Consider the following 20,391-nt stretch of genomic DNA (forward strand, 5'->3'; position numbering starts at 1 on the left):
CCGATGGTCTGACGCGTTCGTGGTCGGGGCGCTGGAGCGTCGACCGACCCTAGGTCGGGTCTGCCGCCCGGCGTCCGGTTGTGCGCCGCTCCGGCCGGGAGGCCTCTTCGATGGCCCGCTGCACGGCTTTCCGCAACGGCTTCGCGGTGGTCCGCTCGATGCCGACGTGGATCGCGACCGCGAGCGCGATGCTGGCAACGACGGCGATGCAGAGGACCACGGCCCAGGGCAGGTGCGGCGCGAGGGCACCGATGATCGCTCGACCGAACTCCTCGTGGATGAGGTAGAGCGGGTATGTGAGCAGGCCAGCCAGCGTCAGCCACCTCCACGACACCCGGCGCAGCGGGGTCAGGGTGACTGCTGCGACGAGGACGAAGCAACCGATGGTCACGACGATCATGACCGGGTCGTTCATCCCGGCTCCGGTCAGACGCGCGATCGATCGTGCCGCGTCCGTGCCCGCGGTCGGGATCGCCCAGATGGCGTTCGCACCGAGGAGGAGCCAGGTGATCGTCGAACGGTGGTCCTGGGAGAGCAGGTAGATCAGCATCCCGCCGGCGAACAGGGGGGCGTAGATCGGCTGCAACAGGGTGGAGAGCAGGTTCGCGTCACTTGCTTCGGCGAGGGACGCGACGATCGGCCACAGCCCGCAGAAGACGAGGATCTTGTTCCGCGTGATGCCGATGAGCAGGAACCCTCCGATGATCACGTAGAAGTGCAGTTCGACCCACAGCGTCCAGTAGACGCCGTCGACGTGCGCGACGCCGAAGGCCGACTGGCCCATCGTGAGGTTGACGACGATCTGTTCGATCGTGACGTCGTCCGGTGCGATGACGAGGAGGAGCGCGCCGGTGAAGAGCACGGCGAACCAGTAGGCCGGGTACAGGCGTGCCGCACGAGATGCGACGAACGCAGCCATCGGGCGCCCCCAGGCACTCATGAGGATGACGAAACCGCTGATCACGAAGAACAGGTCGACACCGAAGTACCCGAACCTCGTGATGCCGAAGAGCGGCGCCGACACGTTGGTGAACGACGATCCCCATCGGTCGGTGGAGGCGACGAAGTGGAAGAGGACGACGGCGAGCGCGGCCAGGAACCGGAGGGCATCGAGTGCCGCGAACCTGCCGTGGGACGCGGGGACCGCCTGCGGGGTCACTTCAACCAATTCGAGCGACCTCGTCGTGGGGAGACAACATGATGGTCACGCGCTCGTGCTGCTGCCGAGGGCGTGGTCGAGCTCGACGACGCGTGGGCCGCCGTCCAGCGCCTTCATCGCACCGATCACGCGTTCGCAGTTCTTCCCGTCACGCACGGGGAACGCGGTCCTCGTGCGCTCCGCGTACTGCGGGGCGACCGTGAAGCCGTTCGACGCGATCTCCGCGATGGCGTCGACCGCTCCGTCCACGTCGTCGGTGACCGGACCGAAGCCGTCTCGGTCGTACTCGAAGTACCCACGTCGTCCGATGTGCATCCCGTTGAAGAACTCGTGGGCGTCGAACTGCAGGTACACGACCGGTACGTCGACGACAGCGGCCTCGAAGGCGATCGACGAGTAGTCGGTCAGGACGGTACTGGCGGACGCGAGGACCTGCTGCACGTCCGCGTCACGGTAGCTGAGCACCTCCACGTGCGGTGGGAGGGTGAAATCGGCCAGGTACGGGCGCATGTTCGGGTGCGGCATGAACACGATCCGGCGACCGCTCTCGCGTGCGATCGCGGCGAGACGGTCGTCGTGCAGGAGGCGGAGGTACGTCTGCGCGTACTCGCTCTCCATGAACCGTTCGTTGCGAAGGCGGTCGTTCGAGCCGCGCACTGCCGTCCCGACGATGTTCTGGCGCCACGTCGGCATGATGACGATCGTGTCGCGGTCTTCCTCACGGGTCGCCAGGCGCTTCCGGAGCAGAGCGTCGTGCCGCGGGAAACCGGTGAGGACCGCTTCACGGTCGCTGAAGGCCCAGGGGCTCGACTCAACGATCGACCGCTGTTCCGCACGCGTCCCGGTCACGAGCAGCGCGATCGCCTTGATGTTGAGCCAACGAGACAGGTCGTACTGGGTGATGCCGTGTTGGAGGAACGAGTACTTGAAACGCGGCTGACCGTAGCGCCGCCCGTCGAGCGGCGCGACCACGTAGGCATCGGCATGCGATGACGCGAGGTGCGCGGCGTGCAGGATCAGGAGGCGCCACTCGGCGGTGCCGTACGCGACGAGGCGGAAGCCCTCCTGGTGCAGACGGTCCCAGTCCTCGGACTTGCGCTCGAGGACGAACCAGGCGTTGATCTCCGGGTGGTTCGCGCGAGCGTAGCGGTACAGGTGCTCCGCGTTGTCGTTCGCGTCGGTGTTCCGGTCCATGAAGACCCACGCGTCTGCGAACCGGCGACGGACCGACGGGGAGTGGAAGCGCACGGCGGTGATGTCGCTGGTGAGCTTCTTCTTGTCGAGGTTCCGACGCCAGGACAGCAGGGTCTTGCCCGCCTTCGAGCGGGCGTAGCGGAGGAGGGTCTGGGACGGGTCCAGTTCTGCCTTGTGTCGCCGCCGCTGACCGATGATGGTCGGGTTGAGCTGTTTGTAGGTCAGCGACTCTGCGTGGCCCCACTGGTCGGCACGAACGACCGACGCCTGGACGCCGTCGAGGTGGACGATCGACCGCAGTCCACGAGGGATCCAGAGATGACGACGCTTGAGGAGGGTCCGCCCGTAGAACCGGTACTCCTGCACCGTGCCGTGGAGCGGCTCGACCACTTCGTCGTCCACGAGGATGTGTTCCGTCGGTTCCGGCCCGGAGAACCAGTAGGTGAGGTGCACCTCCTGTCGCGACTCGTCGACGGCGTTCAGTCGGACGTAGTCCGGGCGGAGTGGCTCCTGCTTGTAGCTCTTCAGGAACGTCTCCTTGACCGCGAACTCGACGCCCATCACGTCGAACGTGCGGATCGCGTCGTCCCCGATGAGCTCGAGGATCTCGCGCATGAGTTCATGGAACTCGTCGAACACGTCCGGCGGTGCCGCCGCTGTGAGCGAGCGGATCGCGAGCTCGTTCTTGAAGTACCAGAAGAGGTCGTAGAGGACGGTGTTCTCGAGCCACCGTGGGACCGTCCCTCGCTCGCTGGCTTCTCGGAGGAGCGCGAGGAACCCGTAGCGGACCAGTGTCGTGTACTTCTCCGGCATGAGGAAGCTGGTCTGGGTGGCTGACGAGCCGTTCCCGCGCATGCGGTAGTAGTACTTCGCCGATGCGACGACACCGAGTCGATGCGTTCCGGAGCCGAGCAGGTACCGGGCGATGAAGTGCCCGTCCTCGAAGTTCGGCCGGATGCGCGGATCGAAGCGGAGCCCGAGGTCCTCGATCACCGACGTCCGGACGAACGTGTTGCCCGCGCTCACGTGGACGGTGGGCTCGACGTGCAGGTTGATGACGCGCGAGCCCTTCTGGAACTTGTGGCGCAACGGGTGCGTGTCGGTCCGCTCTCCCGTCCGCTCGTCGAACGGCATCAGATGGGTGCAGACCACCGAGACGGACTCGTCTTGGTACAGGTCGATGAACTTGGTGACCTGGCTGAAGTAGTCCGGTGACAGGACGTCGTCGGGGTCGCAGAACGTCACCCAGTCGGCATCAACCACGTCGAGCCCCGCATTGCGGGCCGCAGCGACTCCGGCGTTCTCCTGCGACACGACGGTCGCAGCGGCTCCGCTCGCGTCGATCCACGATCGGATGATCTGTTCGCTGTCGTCGCTCGAGCCGTCGTTGACGAAGACGAGTTGGACCTTCCGGATGCCGCCGGCCTGAGCAGCAAGTGAGTCCAGGAACTCGGGAAGGTAGGGCGCGACGTTGTACGTCGCGATGACGGCTGCGATCCGCGGACGAGGAACGACCGACAGGCCTGCGGAATCGGTCTTCGCCATCGTCTGTGTCACTCCGAATCGGTTCGTGGGCAGGGCGAACCCTGAAACGCCTCAGGAGAATAGCAGCGATCCTCACCTCAGCTGGGCGCGCGGAGGCTGCTAGCGTCGGGAGTCCGATGACCACTCCAGCGACGCGCATCCAGCCTCCGCTCCTGTCGGTGGTCGTCCCGGCGCGGAACAGCGCCCCGTGGGTGGGCGAACTGCTCGAGAGCCTGCTGGCGCAAGGTGTGGAGAGCTCCGAGATCATCGTCGTGGACAACGGTTCGTGCGACGACACCGCAGAGATCGTCGAGCAGCACACCGCTCGCGATCCTCGCGTCCGACTGATCCGATCGCAGGCGACCTCTGCCGCTGCCGCCCGGAACGACGGCGTCGATGCCGCGCTCGGTGCGTACCTCGTCTTCGCGGACTCGGACGACATCGTGCCGGACGGAGCACACGAGGCGATGCTCGCGGCGCTCGAGGCAAGCGGCTCCGACATGGTGATCGGCGATCACCTGAAGTTCTCACCGACGTCGACCTGGAGTCCGACGAAGCGCTGGAGCCCGTTCGACGAGCCGTTGCGGGCAGTGCCCCCAGAAGATGCTCCCTCGCTCATGACGGGCCGCGCGTGTTGGAACCGGATGTTCCGCCGGTCGTTCTGGAACCGGGCGGGGCTCCGGTTCCCCGAGATCCCGAGCGTCGACGACATCGTGCCGATGACGCGAGCATTCGTCAGCGCCGAGTCCCTCGACGTCGTGCCCAGCCCGGTCTACCTGTACCGCGACCGGCACGACGGATCGTCCATCTCTCAGCGGTCGGATGCAGCAACCACCGTGCGGTACCTCCAGCAGGAGACCATCTGCGCGCGCCTCGTGGCCGACCGCCCGGGACTGCGAGCGCAGCACGCAGAGATCGTCTTCGACGCCGATGGCTGGGCGCACCTGGCTCGTTTCGTCGCGTCACGTCCCTCGAGTGCTGACACGGCAGCCGTGCGTGCGGAACTCGGCCGTCTGCTCGATGCGGTCCCGCTCGGTGCGGCGCACGGCATCGAGGTCGGACGGCGGGTGCTCTGGGCACTCGTCCTCGACGGCTCGTGGGACGTCGCCTCTGCGTTCGTCACCGGGTCGGTGTCGGCGGACGCGCGAGAGCGGCTCGATGCCTGGATCGCAGCGATCGGCGCACTGCGAGCCGGAGGCTCCGGACTGTTCGACCTCGGAGACATCGTCGGTGCTGGACTCTTCCCAGCGCTGGTCAACGGGGCGGATGCGGTGGGACACGACTGGTTGGCAGCCGCGCTCCCGACGTTGCAGGACCTGCCCGGGGGCGACCCGAGTCCAGGGCTGGCATCGTCCATGGCCAGGGCGGTCCGGTCCGGCGATGCTCGCGCCGTCATGTCCGTGTCCGGTCTCCGTCACCTCGTCCCGCTCGTGGTCGGTGCAGCTGTCCCGACGCTGGACGGCCTCGAGATCTCCGGCGCCCTGCCCGCTTCCTCGGTCCGACCTGCGATGGCGCTCCGGTTGCAGAACGGCGCTACGACACTCGTCGTGCGCGTCGAGTCGGGTCCCGGATCGTGGACCGCATTCCTCGACGGATCCTCCATGGGCGCTGGTCGTTGGACGATGACGGTCGGTGCTGATGACGTCGATGGGCAGTTCCCGGTGGTGTCAGCTCGGATGGCGCTGCCACCGATCGGCGATGCCTTCCCGATCCAACCGCTCGCGGACCGTGCCGACGGATGGCGCTTCCTGGTCGACCGACGGCACCCGCGTCGGACGGGGCTCGGGGCGCTCGTTGAACGGGTACGTCGCAGAACGCGCTGATGGTGACCGACACCTGAGCTGTGCCGCAGACTGTTCAGGTGCGTCGTTCCCTGCCCGTCGGTGTCCTCGTCGGCGTCCTCCTGACGTTGCTCGTCGTGAGCGGCTTCCTGCCGTCGGAGCGAGGAAGCAACGACGCCACGCCGCAGGCCGCCGAGCCGGAGCGTGCGGCCCCGCTCCGGGTCGCGATCGTCGGCGATTCGCTGAGTGCTGGGCGGTCCCGGTTCCTCGGCAACGGCCTCGACGACGAGTCGTGGATGCGGTACGCGGAGGGTGACGGCATCGACTTCGTCGGGGGCTGGGCGAAGTCCGGGGCGACACCGACCGAGATGGCGGATGCCGTGCGTCCGGTCGGGCGGGTGGACGTGCTCGTCGTCCTCGCCGGCACCAATGCGGTCCGCACCGGTCACTCGTTGGCTCAGGAGGCTTCTGCTTACGAGCGAATCGTCGCGACGGTGCGACCGACGAAGGTCGTCATCTCGTCGATCCCGCCGTACCGCTGGCACGCCGCCGCGGCCCTCCGCTACAACGCCGACCTCCGACGCTTCACGATCGAGCACGGCTGGTCCTGGGCGGACCCGTGGGTGGTCGCGCGAGACGGCGACGACTGGGCCCCTGGGTTCAGCACGGACGGGACGCACCCCGCCGGCCCGGAGCAGTACGCAGCACTCGGCGACTCCTTCCGCCGGATCATCCTGGAGACCCGCGGGCTGCCCTCAGCGGTGTGACGCGGTCGCAGACGTCTCTGCCGACACCGCGTCGAGCAGCTCCGCGTACTGCCGCGACCGGGCGAACGGCGCCAGCCGTCGGCTGAACTCCGTCGCGGACCTGGCCGCTCCGGCACGCCACCCGTCGCCCACAGCCCCGTCGCCCACAGCCCCGTCGCCCACAGCCCCGTCGCCCACAGCCCCGTCACCCACAGCCCCGAGCACCCCCGCCAACGACCCCGCCGCGTCCCCGGTGTCGAACCACCGGATCCAGCCTTCGTCCCCGAACTCCGCCCGCAGGTGCGCCTCGTCCGGCAGCACGGCGGGCACACCGAACGACGCGGCCAGGTGCAGGCTGCCCGAGTTGAGGACGCGCCGGTAGGGGAACACCGCGGTGTCGGCGGCGCGGAACCACCGCTGCACGTCGACGTCGTCGACGTGGTCGTGCTCGCGGACGGCGCGGAGGTCGTCGCCGAGCAGCCGGTCGATCTCGGCGCGGTCGTCCTCCGACGTGCGGCCGGCGAGCAGCAGCACGGGCCGCTGGTCGGCGGGCAGGCGTCGGACGGCGTCGACGAGCACGTCGAGACCCTTGTAGGGCCGCATCTGCCCGAACGCCAGGACGGCGTGGTCGTCGGCTCCGAGGCCGAAGGACGCGCGCGCGTCGTCCCGCGTCATCGACCCCGGGTAGACGCCCTGGTAGCTCGGGTGCGGGATGTGCACGACGCGGGCCGGGTCGATCGCGTAGTGCGGTGCCACCGCAGCGACGGTCGCGGCGTTCATCACGTGCACGGCGTCCGCGACCTCGGCCAGGTACCGGTTCAGCTCGACTTCGAGCTCCAGGTGTCGGGCGTCGTGCGGCAGGATGTTGTGGACGGTCCAGACCAGCGCCGCGCCACGTCCGCGTGCCGCGTCGACGGCGGTCCGGAATCGGTCCAGGCGGGTCCGTGCCGTGTCGAGGTCGTCGTCGGTGCGCTGGACGATCGGTGCGGTCCAGTGCATGTGGAAGACGTCGCCGGTCCCGAGACGGCCGAGGTGCTGCTCGAGCACCTCGAGCCGCAGGCTCTCGAGGACGTGCCACCCTCGCGCGCGCGGCGCGAGCAGCATGAGGTTCAGGTAGGGGTTGTCGCGGTAGGCGGGGAACACCGCGAGCTGGCGATCGGGCACCGCCCGATCCTACGGGGGACGGTCAGTCGAGCGTGGCGACGATGTGTTCGGCTTCGTGGAGGACCGAGCAGAACGCCAGTCCGTCGAGGCCGAGCGCGTCGCGCTTGCTGATGACCGCACCGCAGACGACGCACTGGGTCGTGGAGCGCGACCGGATCACATCGGAGAGGAGCGACATGGACTGATCATGCGCGCGGCAGGTGAACGGGAGGCATCGCTCACCTCGGAACGTGGTGAACGTCCGACAAGCCCACGTTCAGGTGACAGCGGTCGGACGGTCCACTCAGACCGCCGACAGCACCCCGTCCACTCCCTCCGAGGCCGACACGACGACCGCGAAGTCCCCGTCCGCCACACGCTGCCCCGCCGCGAGCCACACGACGTTCCGGGCACCCGGCTGCGGCACGAACGAGGTCGCACCTGCCCCACCGCTCCCGCTGACCAGCACCGTCACGTCGTCCAACCCGCTCGACCCTCGGTACCAGGACGTCGGCATGTCGACCTGCACGGCATGCCCCGCACCCTCGAGCGCCGCCACGAGGGCGGTCACGTCGGCGGTCCGGCTCCCGTCGTGCTTCACCGCGACCCGGTGGCCCGTGGCACCCGGCGCACGGACCACGACCGGCCGCGACGAGCGCACCATCACGGCGTGCCCCTTCGGCAGCCCCGGTTCGACGCCGAGGTACCGCAGCCCGGCGTCCTCGTACCGCGCCGCCGCGTCGGCCGCCGGCCAGCGCCCGCGCCACCGCTCGTCGAACACGCGGCGGTTCTCGATCCGTGCGTCGTCGCGGCCGGGGGTCCGGCTCTCGTGGTGGACGACGACGGAGGCCGGTTCGACGACGAACGCCGCACCCGGTTCCGCCGCCGCGACGGCACGGAGGCACAGGTCGACGTCCTCCAGCCCGTTCGCGTACACCGGGTCGAAGCCGTGCCAGCGGATCAGGTCCTCGGCCCGGAACGCCGCGGCGGCTGCGGTGATCGCCGTGAACCGCCGGGAGGCCGTGGTCCGGAACGCACGGTCGGCGTCGTACCGCGGGTGGTCGCCCAGGAAGTGCCAGGGCAGCACCTTGTCGCCACCGGAGACGGTGCCGGCGGCCTGGACGACCCCGTCCGGGTAGACGAGGAGCGGTTGGACGCCGAGGACGGTCGGGTCCTCGAGCGCGGCGACGAGGGGCCGGAGCCAGCCGGACGTCACCTCGGTGTCGTTGTTGAGCATCACGACGGTCGCGCCGGTGCTGCGGGCGAGCCCGAGGTCACTGCCGAGCGCGAAGTTCCGGTTGCGGTCCTCCCGCTGCAGCACCACACGCGGGTCGCCGCGGAACCAGGCGTCGAGCACGGCGGACACCGAGCGGGGGGAGCCGTTGTCGACGACCACCACCTCGACGTCGTCGCCGTCGTGGTCCGCGGCGCCGAGCACGGTGTCGACGGCGCGGCGGGTCATCGTCCAGTCGCGGAACACCGGCATCACGATCGACACCCGGCCACGGACCCGGTCGGGTGCGGCGGCGGCGAGGGCGTCCCAGTCGATCCGGTGTCGGGCGAGCGCGACCTCCTGCCAGGAGGCCGGCTGCCCCGACGACAGGCGGCGGGGGTCACGGACGTTGTCGTAGTCCACGCCGATCACCGGGACGTACTCGGGGACGGCCGCGTGCTCGGCGATGCGGAGCAGCCACTCCCAGTCGATCCAGCGCCGCAGGTCCTCGGCGAACGGCCCGACGGCGTCGGCGACGTCACGACGGACGACCAGCGCGTTGAGGTCGATGAAGTTGCCGGCGAGCAGGTCCTCGGCGGTGCCGTCCTCGCCCCGGAACGTCTCGACCGGTGCGGTGGCGTCGTCGGCGTTGTTCGCCCCGACCATCCGGAGGCCGGTGTGCACGCCGGGCGCGTCACCGTCGAGCAGGGCGGCGAGGGCTGCGCTGAGGTGCTGCGGCCGCCAGGTGTTGTCGGCGTCCAGGAAGGCGATGAACGCCCCCGTGGCGGCGGCCAGACCGGTGTTGCGTGCCGCGGCGGCTCCGCCGTTCTCCCGCTCCAGCAGCCTGATACGCGCGTCGCCACCGGCACGGGCACGGACGACGTCGACGGTGTCGTCACCCGAGCCGTCGTCGACGACCAGGAGCTCCCAGACGCCGTGCTCCTGGGCGAGGACGGAGTCGATCGCCGCTCCGACGACGTCGGCGCGTCGGTGGACCGGCAGCACGATCGAGACGAGCGGCTGCTCGGCGTCGCGGCGGGCGTTCCCCCGCGGGTAGCGGGCAGCCAGGTCGAGCGTCTCCGGCCCGTCCCAGGTCGACCGGTAGCGTCGCCGGGTCCGGTGCTGCGCGGCCGCGAAGTCCCGCGCACCCTGCAGGGCTGCGGTGCGTGCGGCTCCCCAGGTCGGGGCCGGTCCGCGACGGCCGGGAGGCACGGGGAGCGCCGTCTCGTCGGTCGCGCCCCGCAGGAAGCGGCGGAGCGCCTCCAACGTCGAGGCCGGACGGTCGGCCGCCGGCACCGAGGCGGCGTACACGCCGGCATCGAAGAGCGGCCCGGTCTGGAAGAGCTCCGGCCCCTCCTGGTGCAGGGCGTCGTACCAGGACATCGCGGGCACGGGCTGGTGTTCGCGCATCCACTCGTGCTCGACGAGCGGACTGAGCGACAGGCCGCGCTGCCCGTCGTTGTGGACGTAGAACGCGATCGCCTCGTCGTCGGAGGCGAACGCCCGGCCGGTCTGCGCCTCGAGGTACGCGCGGTCGAGCACACCGAACTCGGCGATGCGTCGGGCCCAGCGGTCGAGCCGGTCGGTGACGGTCAGCGGCTTCTCGGGCCCCCGCAGCTGTCGGGCGAACCGCCGGGCGACCCGGCCGATGCCCCCTCGGTCGGCCATCAGCGGCGACCCGGCAGACGCGCGGCGACCTTGGCGATCGCCTGACCGGTGCGGAACGACCGGCTGCCGCGCAGCTCGTCGAGTTCACGGCGCAGGCGTGCGACCTCATCGGAGGCGCGGTCCGCAGCGACGTCGGCCGCGGTGACGTCGAGGGGCAGCAGGGTCGCCCACCGTTCCTCGAGCGCTGCCGACCGGTCCGCCAGCGGTGCGGCGACCCGGGCATCGACACCTGCTCGCGCCGCGGCGAGCCCGCCGGGCGCGACGACCTCGGCGAAGCGGTCGACGACGGCCGCGACGGTGTCGGCTCCGGTCCGGTGGGCCCGCGAGGACCAGGGCACCGCCGGGGGAGCGGACCGCACGACGACCAGGTGCAGGGCGCGTCGGTTCGCCACGACGACCTCGGCGGGCGTCGGGTCCACGAGCACGGCGACGGTCACCAGGTCGTCGGGCGAGGCCTCCTCGGTCGCGACGGTCCACGTGGCCGGAGCCGACGTACCGGCGGGGAGCCGGGCCTCCACGGCGAAGCCGTCCGCGAAGGCCGCGTCGACCTCGGCGACCAGGGCACCCGGGTCGGCGACGTGCCGGAGGTCCACCGCGAGACGCGGGGCCGACCCGCTCGGCACGAGTGCGTCGGCGAACCGCTCGGTCGCGGTCATCCCGTGACGCTGGTACGCGGCCACCGCGTCCGGCAGGAACGGGTACCGCCGTTCCAACTCACGCTGGTGCGCGGCACGCAGGGCGGTGCGGTTGCCGGAGAAGCTCTTGCCGCCCGCGTGCAGGACGAGCGCCCCGTTCGCGATCTTCGCCAGCCACCCGTGCTCGGCGAGGCGCAGGCAGTAGTCGTTCTCCTCGCCGTACCCGGGGGCGAACGCCTCGTCGAAGAGCCCGTGCTCGGTGACCAGCTCGCGACGGGTCAGGAAGCAGAACCCCATCGCGACCGGCATCACCTGCGACACCGGCAACAGCGGGGCCAGCGCACCCCAGACCGTGCGCGTGCGGGCCTCGGTGCGGGCAGCGCCACGGTTCGTCAGACGGTAGGGGATGCTCGCGATCGTCGCGTTGTCACTCCGGGCCGTGACGACACCGGTGTGCTCCTCGTCGAGGACCGCGAGCATCGCGTCGAGGAACCCCGCGGTCGGCACCGCGTCGCTGTTGAGCAGCAGGACCGCGTCACCACCCGTGTCGAGCTCCGTCACCGCACGGTTGCACGTGCCGACGAAGCCCAGGTTGTGATCATTGCGCTCGTACCGGAACCCGGGGCGCTCGCCGATGCGGTCCAGCAGGGCGCGTTCGATGGCGTCCGCGTCCGGGCCGCAGTCGTTGACGAGGAGCACCCGGTGCACCGTGGTGTCGAGGTGTTCGAGCAGGCCGTCCACGCAGCGCAGCAGCGACTCGAGGTCGCCGTACACGGGGACGACGACGAGGGTGGTGTGGGTCATCGGTCCTGTTCCTCGGTCTCGGGTGCGGCGCCCGGGGCTGCTGTGTCCGGGGCGGCTGTGTCCAGTGCGGTGCCGAGGGCGTCGACGGCGGCGTCGAGCGGGCCGCCGAGGGCGCCGTCGGCGAGCGGGACGAACCCGGTGGGGCCCTCCGCGGCGGCGCGCCGGACGGCGTCGGCCACGGCGAGCCCGAGCGAGCGGGCATCGGTGGGCACGGCCTGGAGGTTCGGGTGCAGCCCGGCGCGCGTGCCCCGGAACTCGTTGGTCACGACCCGTGCCCCGGAGATCGCGCCGTCGAACGGCGGGTGGCTCGGGTGCGGACTGTGCTGCAGCGACAGCACCACCCCGGTGGAGGCGATGAAGCGGAAGTAGTCGTCCCACGGCATCGTGCCGTGCGACACGAGCTTGACGGCACCGACGCCGCCGTCGAGGTCGACGTCCGCGTGCTGCTCGCCGGCGGAGTGGAACTCGACGCGGAGGCCGTCCTCGGCGAGCTCCTGCACGGCGATCCGCAGTGCGGCGACGCCGAGACGGAAGAGGTTGCGGTGCTTGCTCGGCCGACCGTAGAAGAGGACGCGGACGACCCCGCCGTCCTCGGCCACCGGGCGTCGGGCGGCGGCGACCCGCTCGAGCAGGTCGACGTCCAGGTGCGGGGCGAACGTGGCGGTCGGGGCCACGTCGATGCCCTCGACGTCCGCCAGGTAGCGACGCAGGGGTTCGGAGTTCACGAGCATCCGGAAGCCGGCGCGGTAGGTCGAGGCAGCCACGGCGTAGTCCGTCGACCAGGCGCTGAAGCCCGGTTCGTAGTCCTGCACGAGGTACACGACGCGCTCGCGGTCGACGACGCCGGCGGTCGCGGCGACGTCGAGCGGGTGCGCCGTCTTCCAGTGCGTCGCCAGCCAGGTGTCCTGCGTCCCGAACACGGTGTCCAGGACGTCCTCGCGGCGGACCACGCGCACGCCCGGGCGACCGTCGACCCGGGTCCCGGGGAACCGGTCGGCGACGAGGGCCTCGGCCGCGGCCGCGCTGTTGCCGGGCGTCGTCCAGCGGACCATGACGACCCGGACCCGTCGTCCCAGGCGGTCCCCGAGGGCGATCGCGACGGCGAGGGCGGTCTGCACGCCCGCGAAGGCGGCACCGTCGCGCAGCTCGTCGACGACGAGCACGACCTCGGGCTCCCGGTCCGCGGTACGGATGCCGGCCAGGGCCAGGCTCGTCTCGACCAGGCCCTCGTACGGACGTGCCGCGCGTGGCGCACGGTCGCGCTCCCGGCGCGCGACCCCGACGTCCACCCGGGAGGCGGTCCGGCCGAGCCGCTCCCGGACGTCGTTGCGGTAGTGGCCGTCACGGGCGTAGCGCTCGTTCACACGGACGAGGTCGGCGACCAGCCGACGAGCCTTCTCGAAGTTCATCGATGCTCACGTTACCGGGAGGGCGGTCGACCCGGCGGACCGGCCCCGTCCGGGCGCGATCACTAGACTCGGAGCCCTCATGATGCAGCGAATCGACCTCCGTGGCGGGCTCCCCGGCCGCGCCGAACTCCTCCGACTCATGCCGCGTGCCGAGGGCGACGTCGGGCATGCGGTGGACGCCGCACGGGTACTCGTCGACGACGTCCGCGACCGTGGGGCCGAGGCGCTCCGCGAGCAGGCCGAACGGTTCGACGGGGGAGCGCCGGAGCACGTCCGGGTGCCCGCTGCCGAGATCGACGCCGCGGTCGCCGGTCTCACCCCCGAACTCCGCGCCGCGCTCGACGAGGCGATCCGCCGCGTCCGCGCCGCGAGCGCCGCGCAGGTGCCGTCGCCGTCCGTGACCACGCTCGCCGACGGCGCCGAGGTCCACCAGCGGTGGCAGCCGATGCGCCGTGTCGGGCTCTACGTCCCCGGCGGCAAGGCCGTCTACCCGTCGAGCGTCGTCATGAACGTCGTCCCCGCGCAGGTCGCCGGCGTCGGGTCGATCGCCCTCGTGTCCCCGCCGCAGCGCGACCACGGCGGCGCGGTGCACCCGACGATCCTCGCCGCGGCCGGGCTCCTCGGCGTCCAGGAGGTCTACGCGATGGGCGGTGCCGGCGCGGTCGGTGCCCTGGCCCACGGCGTGGCGGAGATCGGCCTCGAGCCCGTCGACCTGGTCACCGGTCCGGGCAACAACTACGTCGCCGCCGCCAAGCGCCTGGTGCGCGGCATCGTCGGCATCGACTCCGAAGCGGGTGCCTCGGAGATCCTCGTGATCGCCGACGACACCGCCGACGCCGGCAACGTCGCGGCCGACCTCATCAGCCAGGCCGAGCACGACGAGCAGGCCGGCAGTGTCCTCGTCACCACGTCCGAGGCGTTCGCCGATGCGGTCGAGGCGGCGATCCCGGAACGGACGGCGGTGCTCGGGACGGCTGCGCGCCTCCAGACCGCCCTGGACGGGCCGCAGTCCGCGATCGTCCTGGTGGACTCGCTGACCGACGCCGCGACCGTCAGCAACGCCTACGGGCCGGAGCACCTCGAGATCCAGACCGTCGACGACGACGCGGTGCTCGCCGACATCGACGCCGCGGGCGCGGTGTTCGTCGGTCCGAGCACGCCGGTCAGCCTGGGGGACTACCTCGCGGGGTCGAACCACGTCCTGCCGACCGGCGGCCAGGCACGGTTCGGGTCCGGGCTGTCCGCGTCGACGTTCCTCCGCCCGCAGCAGGTGATCCGGTACACCGCGGCCGCCCTGGCCGAGGTCGCCCCGCACATCGTCGCGCTCTCCACGGAAGAGCAGCTGCCGGCGCACGGGGCCGCCGTGTCCGAGCGCACGAACCGCTAGCCTGAGGGCGCCATGTTCTGCCCTTTCTGCCGCCACCCGGACTCCCGTGTCGTCGACTCCCGGACGAGCGACGACGGAACCTCCATCCGCCGACGCCGCCAGTGCCCGAACTGTGGACGGCGGTTCTCGACGACCGAGACGGCGTCGTTGAACGTGGTCAAGCGCAACGGCGTCCTCGAGCCGTTCAGCCGAGAGAAGATCATCTCCGGCGTGCGGAAGGCCTGCCAGGGCCGGCCCGTCACCGACTCGGACCTGGCGGTGCTCGCGCAGCGGGTCGAGGAGATCGTCCGGTCCTCCGGCGCGAGCCAGATCGAGGCGAACGACATCGGCCTGGCGATCCTCAGCCCGCTCCGCGAACTCGACGAGGTCGCCTACCTGCGGTACGCCAGCGTCTACCAGGCCTTCGACTCGCTCGAGGACTTCGAGGACGCCATCGGCCAGCTCCGCATCGACCACCACGGGGTCGCCGGCGCCGACCGGACCGCGGACGGCGCGGGCGCGTGAGCGGCGTCGAGTCCCTGGTCCGCGCCGGGTACGGGGTCGTCTTCCGGAACGTCTTCGCGAAGATGGACCCGGAGCGCGCCCACCACCTGGCGTTCAGCGTGATCCGTCTCCTGCCGCACGTTCCCTTCCTCGGCGGGGTCGTCGAGCGGTACGCCCGCCCCTCGGCCGAGGACGGCATCACCACGATGGGGATCCACTTCCCGTCCCGCTTCGGCCTGGCTGCCGGGTTCGACAAGGACGCCCGCGCCATCGCCGGACTCGGGGTCCTGGGCTTCGGCCACGTCGAGGTCGGCACCATCACGGCACGCGCGCAACCGGGCAACGAACGGCCCCGGCTGTTCCGGCTCATCGCCGACCGGGCGCTCGTCAACCGGATGGGCTTCAACAACCACGGCGCCGTCAAGGCCGCCGGGCGCCTCGAACGCGCCCGCCGCAACCCGGGCCGCCCGGTCATCGGCGTGAACATCGGCAAGAGCCGCGTCGTGTCCGTCGAGGACGCGGTCGAGGACTACCTCGAGTCCACCCGGCTGCTCGCCCCCTTCGCCGACTACCTGGCCGTCAACGTCAGCTCGCCGAACACCCCGGGCCTCCGCGGCCTGCAGGAACTCGACCAGCTCCGTCCCCTGCTCTCAGCCGTGCACGACGCCGCGGGCCGCACCCCCGTCCTCGTGAAGATCGCACCGGACCTGACCGACGAGCAGATCGACGCCATCGCCGGACTGGCGGTCGACCTCGGGCTCGCCGGCGTCATCGCGACGAACACGACGATCGAGCGCACCGGACTGACGACGCCCGACGCCGAGGTGCAGGCGATGGGTGCCGGGGGACTCTCCGGCGCACCGCTCGGCGCCCGGTCGCTCGAGGTCCTGCGTCGTGTCCGCGCCGCCGTCCCCGCGGGGTTCTGTGTCATCGCGGTCGGCGGGGTCACGTCCGAGGCCGACGTCCAGGCCCGGATCGCCGCCGGGGCCACGCTGGTGCAGGGCTACACGGCGTTCCTCTACGAGGGACCGACCTGGGCGATGCGCATCAACCGGCTGCGGCGGAAGCGTCTGCGGCGTCGCTGAGGCCGCGCCTGGCAAGTGTCCCGACGGCGGCGCGTCGGAGGTCCGGCCCGCGGTCGGCGAGACGCCTCGTCGTCCCTGGAACGCCGTGGTGTGGATGAGACGCTGCCGGATCCGGCGGCGTCGTGCGCACTCGGCGGCGTCCCGACGGGAGGTCCGTGGCGGGGCCGACACGTTCCTCCCGTCCGGCAGGTGGGCGGTCCCGTCCGGCAGGTGGCGGCGAGACGTGGCCCACCCCGCACACACGACGAAGCGCCGCCGACCCGGAGGTCGACGGCGCTCGTGACTGATGAGGTCAGAGGGTCGGGTGCTGCCCGCGCTTGACCTGCGGCTTCGGTAGGCGGAGGAACCGCAGCTGCCACGCCCGCGTCAGGATGTAGAGGAAGTTGCCGCGCTGGAAGTCCTGTCCGGCCGCCGTGAGCTTGCGACGCAGCATGAACCAGAGGACCGCGCAGTCGAGGACGAACAGCAGCACGAACGCCCAGACGAACAGCAGGGAGTACGAGGCGGCAGCGGTCTGTGCGGCGATGAACCCGACGAGCAGGAACAGGATGAGCACCGGCATCATGACCTCTCCCACGTTCCAGCGGGCGTCGATCGTGTTGCGGATGAACCGGCGCTGTTCACCGCGGTCCTTCGCCGGCAGGTAGCGCTCTTCGCCGTTCGCCATGCCGACGCGGGCACGCTCGCGGTCGCTGTTGAGGCGGGTCCGCGCGGCCTTCTTGTCCGCCGGGGTGTTGCCGACGATGGGACGCTTGTTGGCGGCTTCGCGTTCGCGGCGCGACGGCGTGGGGCGACCCTTGCCGTGCGCGACGAGCTCGTCGTCGGCCGGGTTCACGGTCACGTTGGTCTTGGGGGTTGCCTTCGCCACGGTCGTTCCTAACGGCGCTCTGCGTGCTGGACGTCCTCTAGATTACCGGCCATGACCGACACCGAGAAGCACGCCTCCGCAGCCGGGCCCCAGGCACCCGCGACCGACCCCGCTCTGCTGGACGCGCTGCGCGAGCACGTGCAGGGCGCGCTGCCCGCCACGATCGCCGACCTCTCCGCGCTCGTGCGCATCCCGTCGGTGTCCTGGTCGGCCTTCGACCCGGCGCACGTGCGTCGGAACGCGGAGGCCGTGGCCGAGCTGGTGCGCTCCACCGAGGTCTTCGACGAGGTCCGGATCCTGCGGTCCGCGGTCGAGGGCGACACGCCCGCCGACGCCGACACGGTCGCGCCGGGGGAGGAGACCGTCGAGCTCGGGCAGCCAGCCGTCCTGGCGGTCCGTCCGGCGCGGAACGGCAAGCCGACCGTGATGCTCTACGCGCACCACGACGTGCAGCCCCAGGGCGACGACGCCCTGTGGGAGACGCCGCCGTTCGAGCCGACCCTCCGCGGCGACCGCCTGTACGGGCGCGGTGCCTCGGACGACAAGGCCGGCGTGATGACGCACGTCGCCGCGCTCCGGGCCGTGCACGCGCAGTTCGGCGACGACCTGGGCGTCGGCATCGTCCTGTTCATCGAGGGCGAGGAGGAGTTCGGCTCCCGCTCGTTCCGCACCTTCCTGCGCGAGCAGCGGGAGCACCTGGCCGCCGACGTCATCGTCGTCGCGGACAGCGACAACTGGTCGACCGAGGTCCCGGCGATCACCGTCTCCCTCCGTGGCAACACCACGTTCAAGCTCACGGTGACGACGCTCGAGCACGCCAGCCACAGCGGCATGTACGGCGGTGCGGCTCCGGACGCGATGATGCCGATGGTCCGCCTCCTGGCCTCGCTGCACGACGACGACGGCGCGGTCGCAGTGGCCGGGCTGACGGCACACGACGCCCCGGTGCCCGAACGGTCCGAGGCGGACTTCGCGACCGAGGCGGCCCTGGTCGCGGGTGCCCGCCCGGTCGGCAACGGTCCGGTCCTGTCGCGGATGTGGTTCCAGCCGTCGATCACGGTCACGGGCCTCGACGTCCCGAGCGTCGCGAACGCCTCGAACACCCTGATCCCGACGGTCGCCGCGCGGGTGTCGGTCCGGGTCGCCCCGGGTCAGGCCGCGACGGACGCCTTCGCCGCGGTGGAGGCCCACCTGCGTCAGCACGTCCCCTTCGGTGCCCGCATGGAGATCACCGAGGTCGACGCGGGCGACGGCTTCCTGGTCGACGCCACCGGCTGGGCCGTCCAGGAGGCCCGCACGGCGATGTCCGAGGGCTGGGGTGCCGACCCCGTGGAGCAGGGCATCGGCGGCTCGATCCCGTTCGTGTCGGACCTGGCCGCCGAGTTCCCCGAGGCGCAGATCCTGGTCACCGGCGTCGAGGACCCCGACACGCGGGCGCACAGCCCGAACGAGTCCCAGCACCTGGGCGTGCTGCACCGCGCGATCGTCTCGGAGGCGATCCTCCTGGCGCGTCTGCAGGGCCGGGCGTGACGGTCGTCCTCCGGGGCCCGTCCTCCACAGGTCCTGGATCCGGACCCCGTCGGTCGGTGCGCGTGCTTAGAATCGACGCGACGGCCGGTGAACGACACCGCCAGCAAGGGAGACGTCGATGAGCGACACCATCACGACCGAAGCAGCGACCGATGCCGAGTCGCACGGTGTGCTGCTGAGCGACGCGGCCTCGGCGAAGGTCGCCAGCCTGCTCAAGCAGGAAGGGCGCGACGACCTGCGCCTCCGCCTCGCCGTCCAGCCCGGCGGGTGCTCGGGCCTCATCTACCAGCTCTACTTCGACGAGCGCCTGCTCGACGGTGACGCCACGGCCGAGTTCGACGGGGTCGAGGTCGTCGTCGACAAGATGAGCGTGCCGTACCTCGACGGCGCCACGATCGACTTCGAGGACACGATCCAGAAGCAGGGCTTCACCATCGACAACCCCAACGCGCAGGGCTCCTGCGCGTGTGGCGACAGCTTCCACTGAGCGCCCGACCAACCGCTCGCCGGTCCTCCGCACACGCGGGGGAGGGGCGACACGCGAACGGGGAGTGACCGACATGGTCACTCCCCGTTCGCGTTCCTGCATATCGGTCCCGGCGCAGATCGTCGTGGACATCCTCGAGGAAGCGGATGACCAGGGGAAACCGCCGCTCGCAGTGCCGTTTCCGTCCACAACGCGTGTCGGTTGTGCGCTCGGTGTCGATGGCTGCGAGTAGGCTAGGAGTGTTCCAACCAAGCTGGGAGTCACCCACGCGTCAGCCCCACGGCTGACCTCGGTGCTCGTCGACGGGGTCACCGTCGGCGCCGGTCGCACGACGACCGGTTCCCGGGCCACGTCTTTCCGAGAGGTAACAGTGCGTTCGAATCGCCGTATACGTTGGGCGGCCGTGCCGGTGGCCGTCGGTCTGGTCATCGCACTGGCTGGCTGCACGCAGCAGCAGATGAACGGATGGCTCCCGGGCACGGAGCAGACGAAGGACGTCACCAACCACACGAGCCGCATCGTCGGTCTGTGGACGACGAGCTGGATCGTGCTGCTCGCCGTGGGTCTGATCGTCTGGGGCCTGATCATCTGGGCCGCGATCGTCTACCGCCGCCGGAAGGGCCAGACCGGCCTGCCCGTGCAGATGCGGTACAACATGCCGCTCGAGATCTTCTACACGATCGTGCCGCTGATCCTCGTCCTCGGCTTCTTCGCCTTCACCGCGAAGGACCAGGAAGCGATCGAGAAGCCGTTCGCACAGCCCGATGCCACCGTGCACGTCTACGGCAAGCGCTGGGGCTGGGACTTCAACTACATCGACAAGAGCAACCCGAAGGAAAGCGTCTACTACCAGGGCATCCAGGCCCAGGAAGAAGAGAACGGTGGCGGCGCCATCGACGAGTCGCTCCTCCCGACGCTGTACCTGCCGGTGGGCAAGAAGGTCGAGATCGAGCTCAGCTCTCGCGACGTCAACCACTCCTTCTGGGTCATCGACTTCCTCTACAAGAAGGACATGCTCCCGGGCCGGACGAACTACGAGTACTTCATCCCGGAGAAGGAAGGCACCTACCAGGGCAAGTGCGCCGAGCTCTGCGGTGAGTACCACTCCCTCATGCTCTTCCAGGTGAAGGTCGTGTCGCAGGCGAAGTACGACGACTACCTCGCGTCCCTCAAGGACCAGGGCAAGGTCGGTCTGCTCGGCAACGAGTACGACACCAACACGAACCAGCCGAACAACGAGACGCCTGCCGAGGCGTCCAGCGAGAAGAAGTAAGG

At 70.8% G+C, this 20,391-nt stretch carries 16 protein-coding genes; 8 read left to right on the forward strand and 8 right to left on the reverse strand.

Annotated elements, in window-relative coordinates:
- Positions 1-49: 49 nt before the first annotated feature.
- Entirely contained in the window at positions 50-1,159 is a 1,110-nt protein-coding gene (locus tag DEI97_RS07015) for an acyltransferase family protein (protein WP_181439269.1), read from the reverse strand.
- Positions 1,160-1,204: 45 nt separating this feature from the next.
- Complete coding sequence (locus DEI97_RS07020; protein WP_111075092.1) at positions 1,205-3,898, reverse strand: bifunctional glycosyltransferase/CDP-glycerol:glycerophosphate glycerophosphotransferase; 2,694 nt, start codon at positions 3,896-3,898, stop codon at positions 1,205-1,207.
- Between the two features lie 5 nt (positions 3,899-3,903).
- Between DEI97_RS07020 and DEI97_RS07025 the strand changes: the two genes are divergently transcribed.
- Together DEI97_RS07025 and DEI97_RS07030 are read left to right on the forward strand one after the other, a co-directional pair.
- The gene (locus DEI97_RS07025; RefSeq protein ID WP_284158337.1) at positions 3,904-5,700 is read left to right on the forward strand and encodes a glycosyltransferase family 2 protein; all 1,797 of its coding nucleotides are present in this window, start codon (positions 3,904-3,906) and stop codon (positions 5,698-5,700) included.
- A gap of 38 nt (positions 5,701-5,738) precedes the next feature.
- Positions 5,739-6,425, forward strand: coding sequence for an SGNH/GDSL hydrolase family protein (locus DEI97_RS07030; RefSeq protein WP_181439270.1), 687 nt, complete (start codon positions 5,739-5,741; stop codon positions 6,423-6,425).
- Here the strand turns inward: DEI97_RS07030 and DEI97_RS07035 are convergent.
- From DEI97_RS07035 to DEI97_RS07055, 5 genes are all read right to left on the reverse strand, one after another.
- Positions 6,414-7,568, reverse strand: a complete 1,155-nt coding sequence (locus DEI97_RS07035; RefSeq protein ID WP_284158338.1) for a glycosyltransferase — start codon at positions 7,566-7,568, stop codon at positions 6,414-6,416. The genes DEI97_RS07030 and DEI97_RS07035 overlap by 12 nt on opposite strands.
- A 22-nt stretch (positions 7,569-7,590) precedes the next feature.
- On the reverse strand, positions 7,591-7,746 hold the full coding sequence (locus DEI97_RS07040; protein WP_181439354.1) for a hypothetical protein: 156 nt from the start codon (positions 7,744-7,746) through the stop codon (positions 7,591-7,593).
- Between the two features lie 105 nt (positions 7,747-7,851).
- A complete protein-coding gene (locus DEI97_RS07045) occupies positions 7,852-10,428 on the reverse strand; it encodes a glycosyltransferase family 2 protein (RefSeq protein ID WP_111076133.1) in 2,577 nt (858 codons plus the stop codon).
- Entirely contained in the window at positions 10,428-11,867 is a 1,440-nt protein-coding gene (locus DEI97_RS07050) for a glycosyltransferase family 2 protein (RefSeq protein WP_111076132.1), read from the reverse strand. Before DEI97_RS07050 ends, DEI97_RS07045 begins: the two co-directional genes overlap by 1 nt.
- Positions 11,864-13,276, reverse strand: coding sequence for a rhamnosyltransferase WsaF family glycosyltransferase (locus tag DEI97_RS07055; RefSeq protein ID WP_111076131.1), 1,413 nt, complete (start codon positions 13,274-13,276; stop codon positions 11,864-11,866). The genes DEI97_RS07050 and DEI97_RS07055 overlap by 4 nt, the downstream gene beginning before the upstream one ends.
- A 79-nt stretch (positions 13,277-13,355) precedes the next feature.
- Between DEI97_RS07055 and hisD the strand changes: the two genes are divergently transcribed.
- Genes hisD through DEI97_RS07070 form a run of 3 tightly spaced genes read left to right on the forward strand, consistent with a single transcriptional unit; the run spans position 13,356 to position 16,231 of the window.
- Entirely contained in the window at positions 13,356-14,663 is a 1,308-nt protein-coding gene (gene hisD, locus DEI97_RS07060; RefSeq protein WP_111076130.1) for a histidinol dehydrogenase, read from the forward strand.
- A gap of 12 nt (positions 14,664-14,675) precedes the next feature.
- Complete coding sequence (gene nrdR, locus DEI97_RS07065; protein WP_111076129.1) at positions 14,676-15,167, forward strand: transcriptional regulator NrdR; 492 nt, start codon at positions 14,676-14,678, stop codon at positions 15,165-15,167.
- Positions 15,164-16,231, forward strand: coding sequence for a quinone-dependent dihydroorotate dehydrogenase (locus tag DEI97_RS07070; protein ID WP_111076128.1), 1,068 nt, complete (start codon positions 15,164-15,166; stop codon positions 16,229-16,231). The genes nrdR and DEI97_RS07070 overlap by 4 nt, the downstream gene beginning before the upstream one ends.
- A 292-nt stretch (positions 16,232-16,523) precedes the next feature.
- Here the strand turns inward: DEI97_RS07070 and DEI97_RS07075 are convergent, their stop codons facing one another.
- The gene (locus DEI97_RS07075; RefSeq protein ID WP_111076127.1) at positions 16,524-17,099 is read right to left on the reverse strand and encodes a DUF3043 domain-containing protein; all 576 of its coding nucleotides are present in this window, start codon (positions 17,097-17,099) and stop codon (positions 16,524-16,526) included.
- 51 nt (positions 17,100-17,150) lie between these two features.
- Here DEI97_RS07075 and DEI97_RS07080 point away from each other — a divergent pair, with 51 nt between their 5' ends.
- From DEI97_RS07080 to ctaC, 3 genes are all read left to right on the forward strand, one after another.
- Positions 17,151-18,629, forward strand: a complete 1,479-nt coding sequence (locus DEI97_RS07080) for a dipeptidase (protein ID WP_111076126.1) — start codon at positions 17,151-17,153, stop codon at positions 18,627-18,629.
- Between the two features lie 118 nt (positions 18,630-18,747).
- Positions 18,748-19,116: a HesB/IscA family protein gene (locus tag DEI97_RS07085; RefSeq protein ID WP_111076125.1), complete on the forward strand. Its 369-nt coding sequence runs from the start codon at positions 18,748-18,750 to the stop codon at positions 19,114-19,116.
- A gap of 370 nt (positions 19,117-19,486) precedes the next feature.
- Entirely contained in the window at positions 19,487-20,389 is a 903-nt protein-coding gene (gene ctaC, locus DEI97_RS07090; RefSeq protein WP_111076124.1) for an aa3-type cytochrome oxidase subunit II, read from the forward strand.
- Positions 20,390-20,391: the final 2 nt, after the last annotated feature.

The organism is Curtobacterium sp. MCLR17_032 (genome assembly GCF_003234795.2).
In the GTDB taxonomy this organism is placed as follows: Bacteria; Actinomycetota; Actinomycetes; order Actinomycetales; family Microbacteriaceae; genus Curtobacterium.

What these genes read in the sequence shown, in the direction of transcription:
- DEI97_RS07020 (WP_111075092.1), bottom strand. Translation starts at nt 3,898, where the DNA reads ATGGCGAAGACCGATTCCGCAGGCCTGTCGGTCGTTCCTCGTCCGCGG.
- DEI97_RS07040 (WP_181439354.1), bottom strand. Translation starts at nt 7,746, where the DNA reads ATGTCGCTCCTCTCCGATGTGATCCGGTCGCGCTCCACGACCCAGTGC.
- DEI97_RS07045 (WP_111076133.1), bottom strand. Translation starts at nt 10,428, where the DNA reads ATGGCCGACCGAGGGGGCATCGGCCGGGTCGCCCGGCGGTTCGCCCGA.
- DEI97_RS07050 (WP_111076132.1), bottom strand. Translation starts at nt 11,867, where the DNA reads ATGACCCACACCACCCTCGTCGTCGTCCCCGTGTACGGCGACCTCGAG.
- DEI97_RS07055 (WP_111076131.1), bottom strand. Translation starts at nt 13,276, where the DNA reads ATGAACTTCGAGAAGGCTCGTCGGCTGGTCGCCGACCTCGTCCGTGTG.
- hisD (WP_111076130.1), top strand. Translation starts at nt 13,356, where the DNA reads ATGATGCAGCGAATCGACCTCCGTGGCGGGCTCCCCGGCCGCGCCGAA.
- nrdR (WP_111076129.1), top strand. Translation starts at nt 14,676, where the DNA reads ATGTTCTGCCCTTTCTGCCGCCACCCGGACTCCCGTGTCGTCGACTCC.
- DEI97_RS07080 (WP_111076126.1), top strand. Translation starts at nt 17,151, where the DNA reads ATGACCGACACCGAGAAGCACGCCTCCGCAGCCGGGCCCCAGGCACCC.
- DEI97_RS07085 (WP_111076125.1), top strand. Translation starts at nt 18,748, where the DNA reads ATGAGCGACACCATCACGACCGAAGCAGCGACCGATGCCGAGTCGCAC.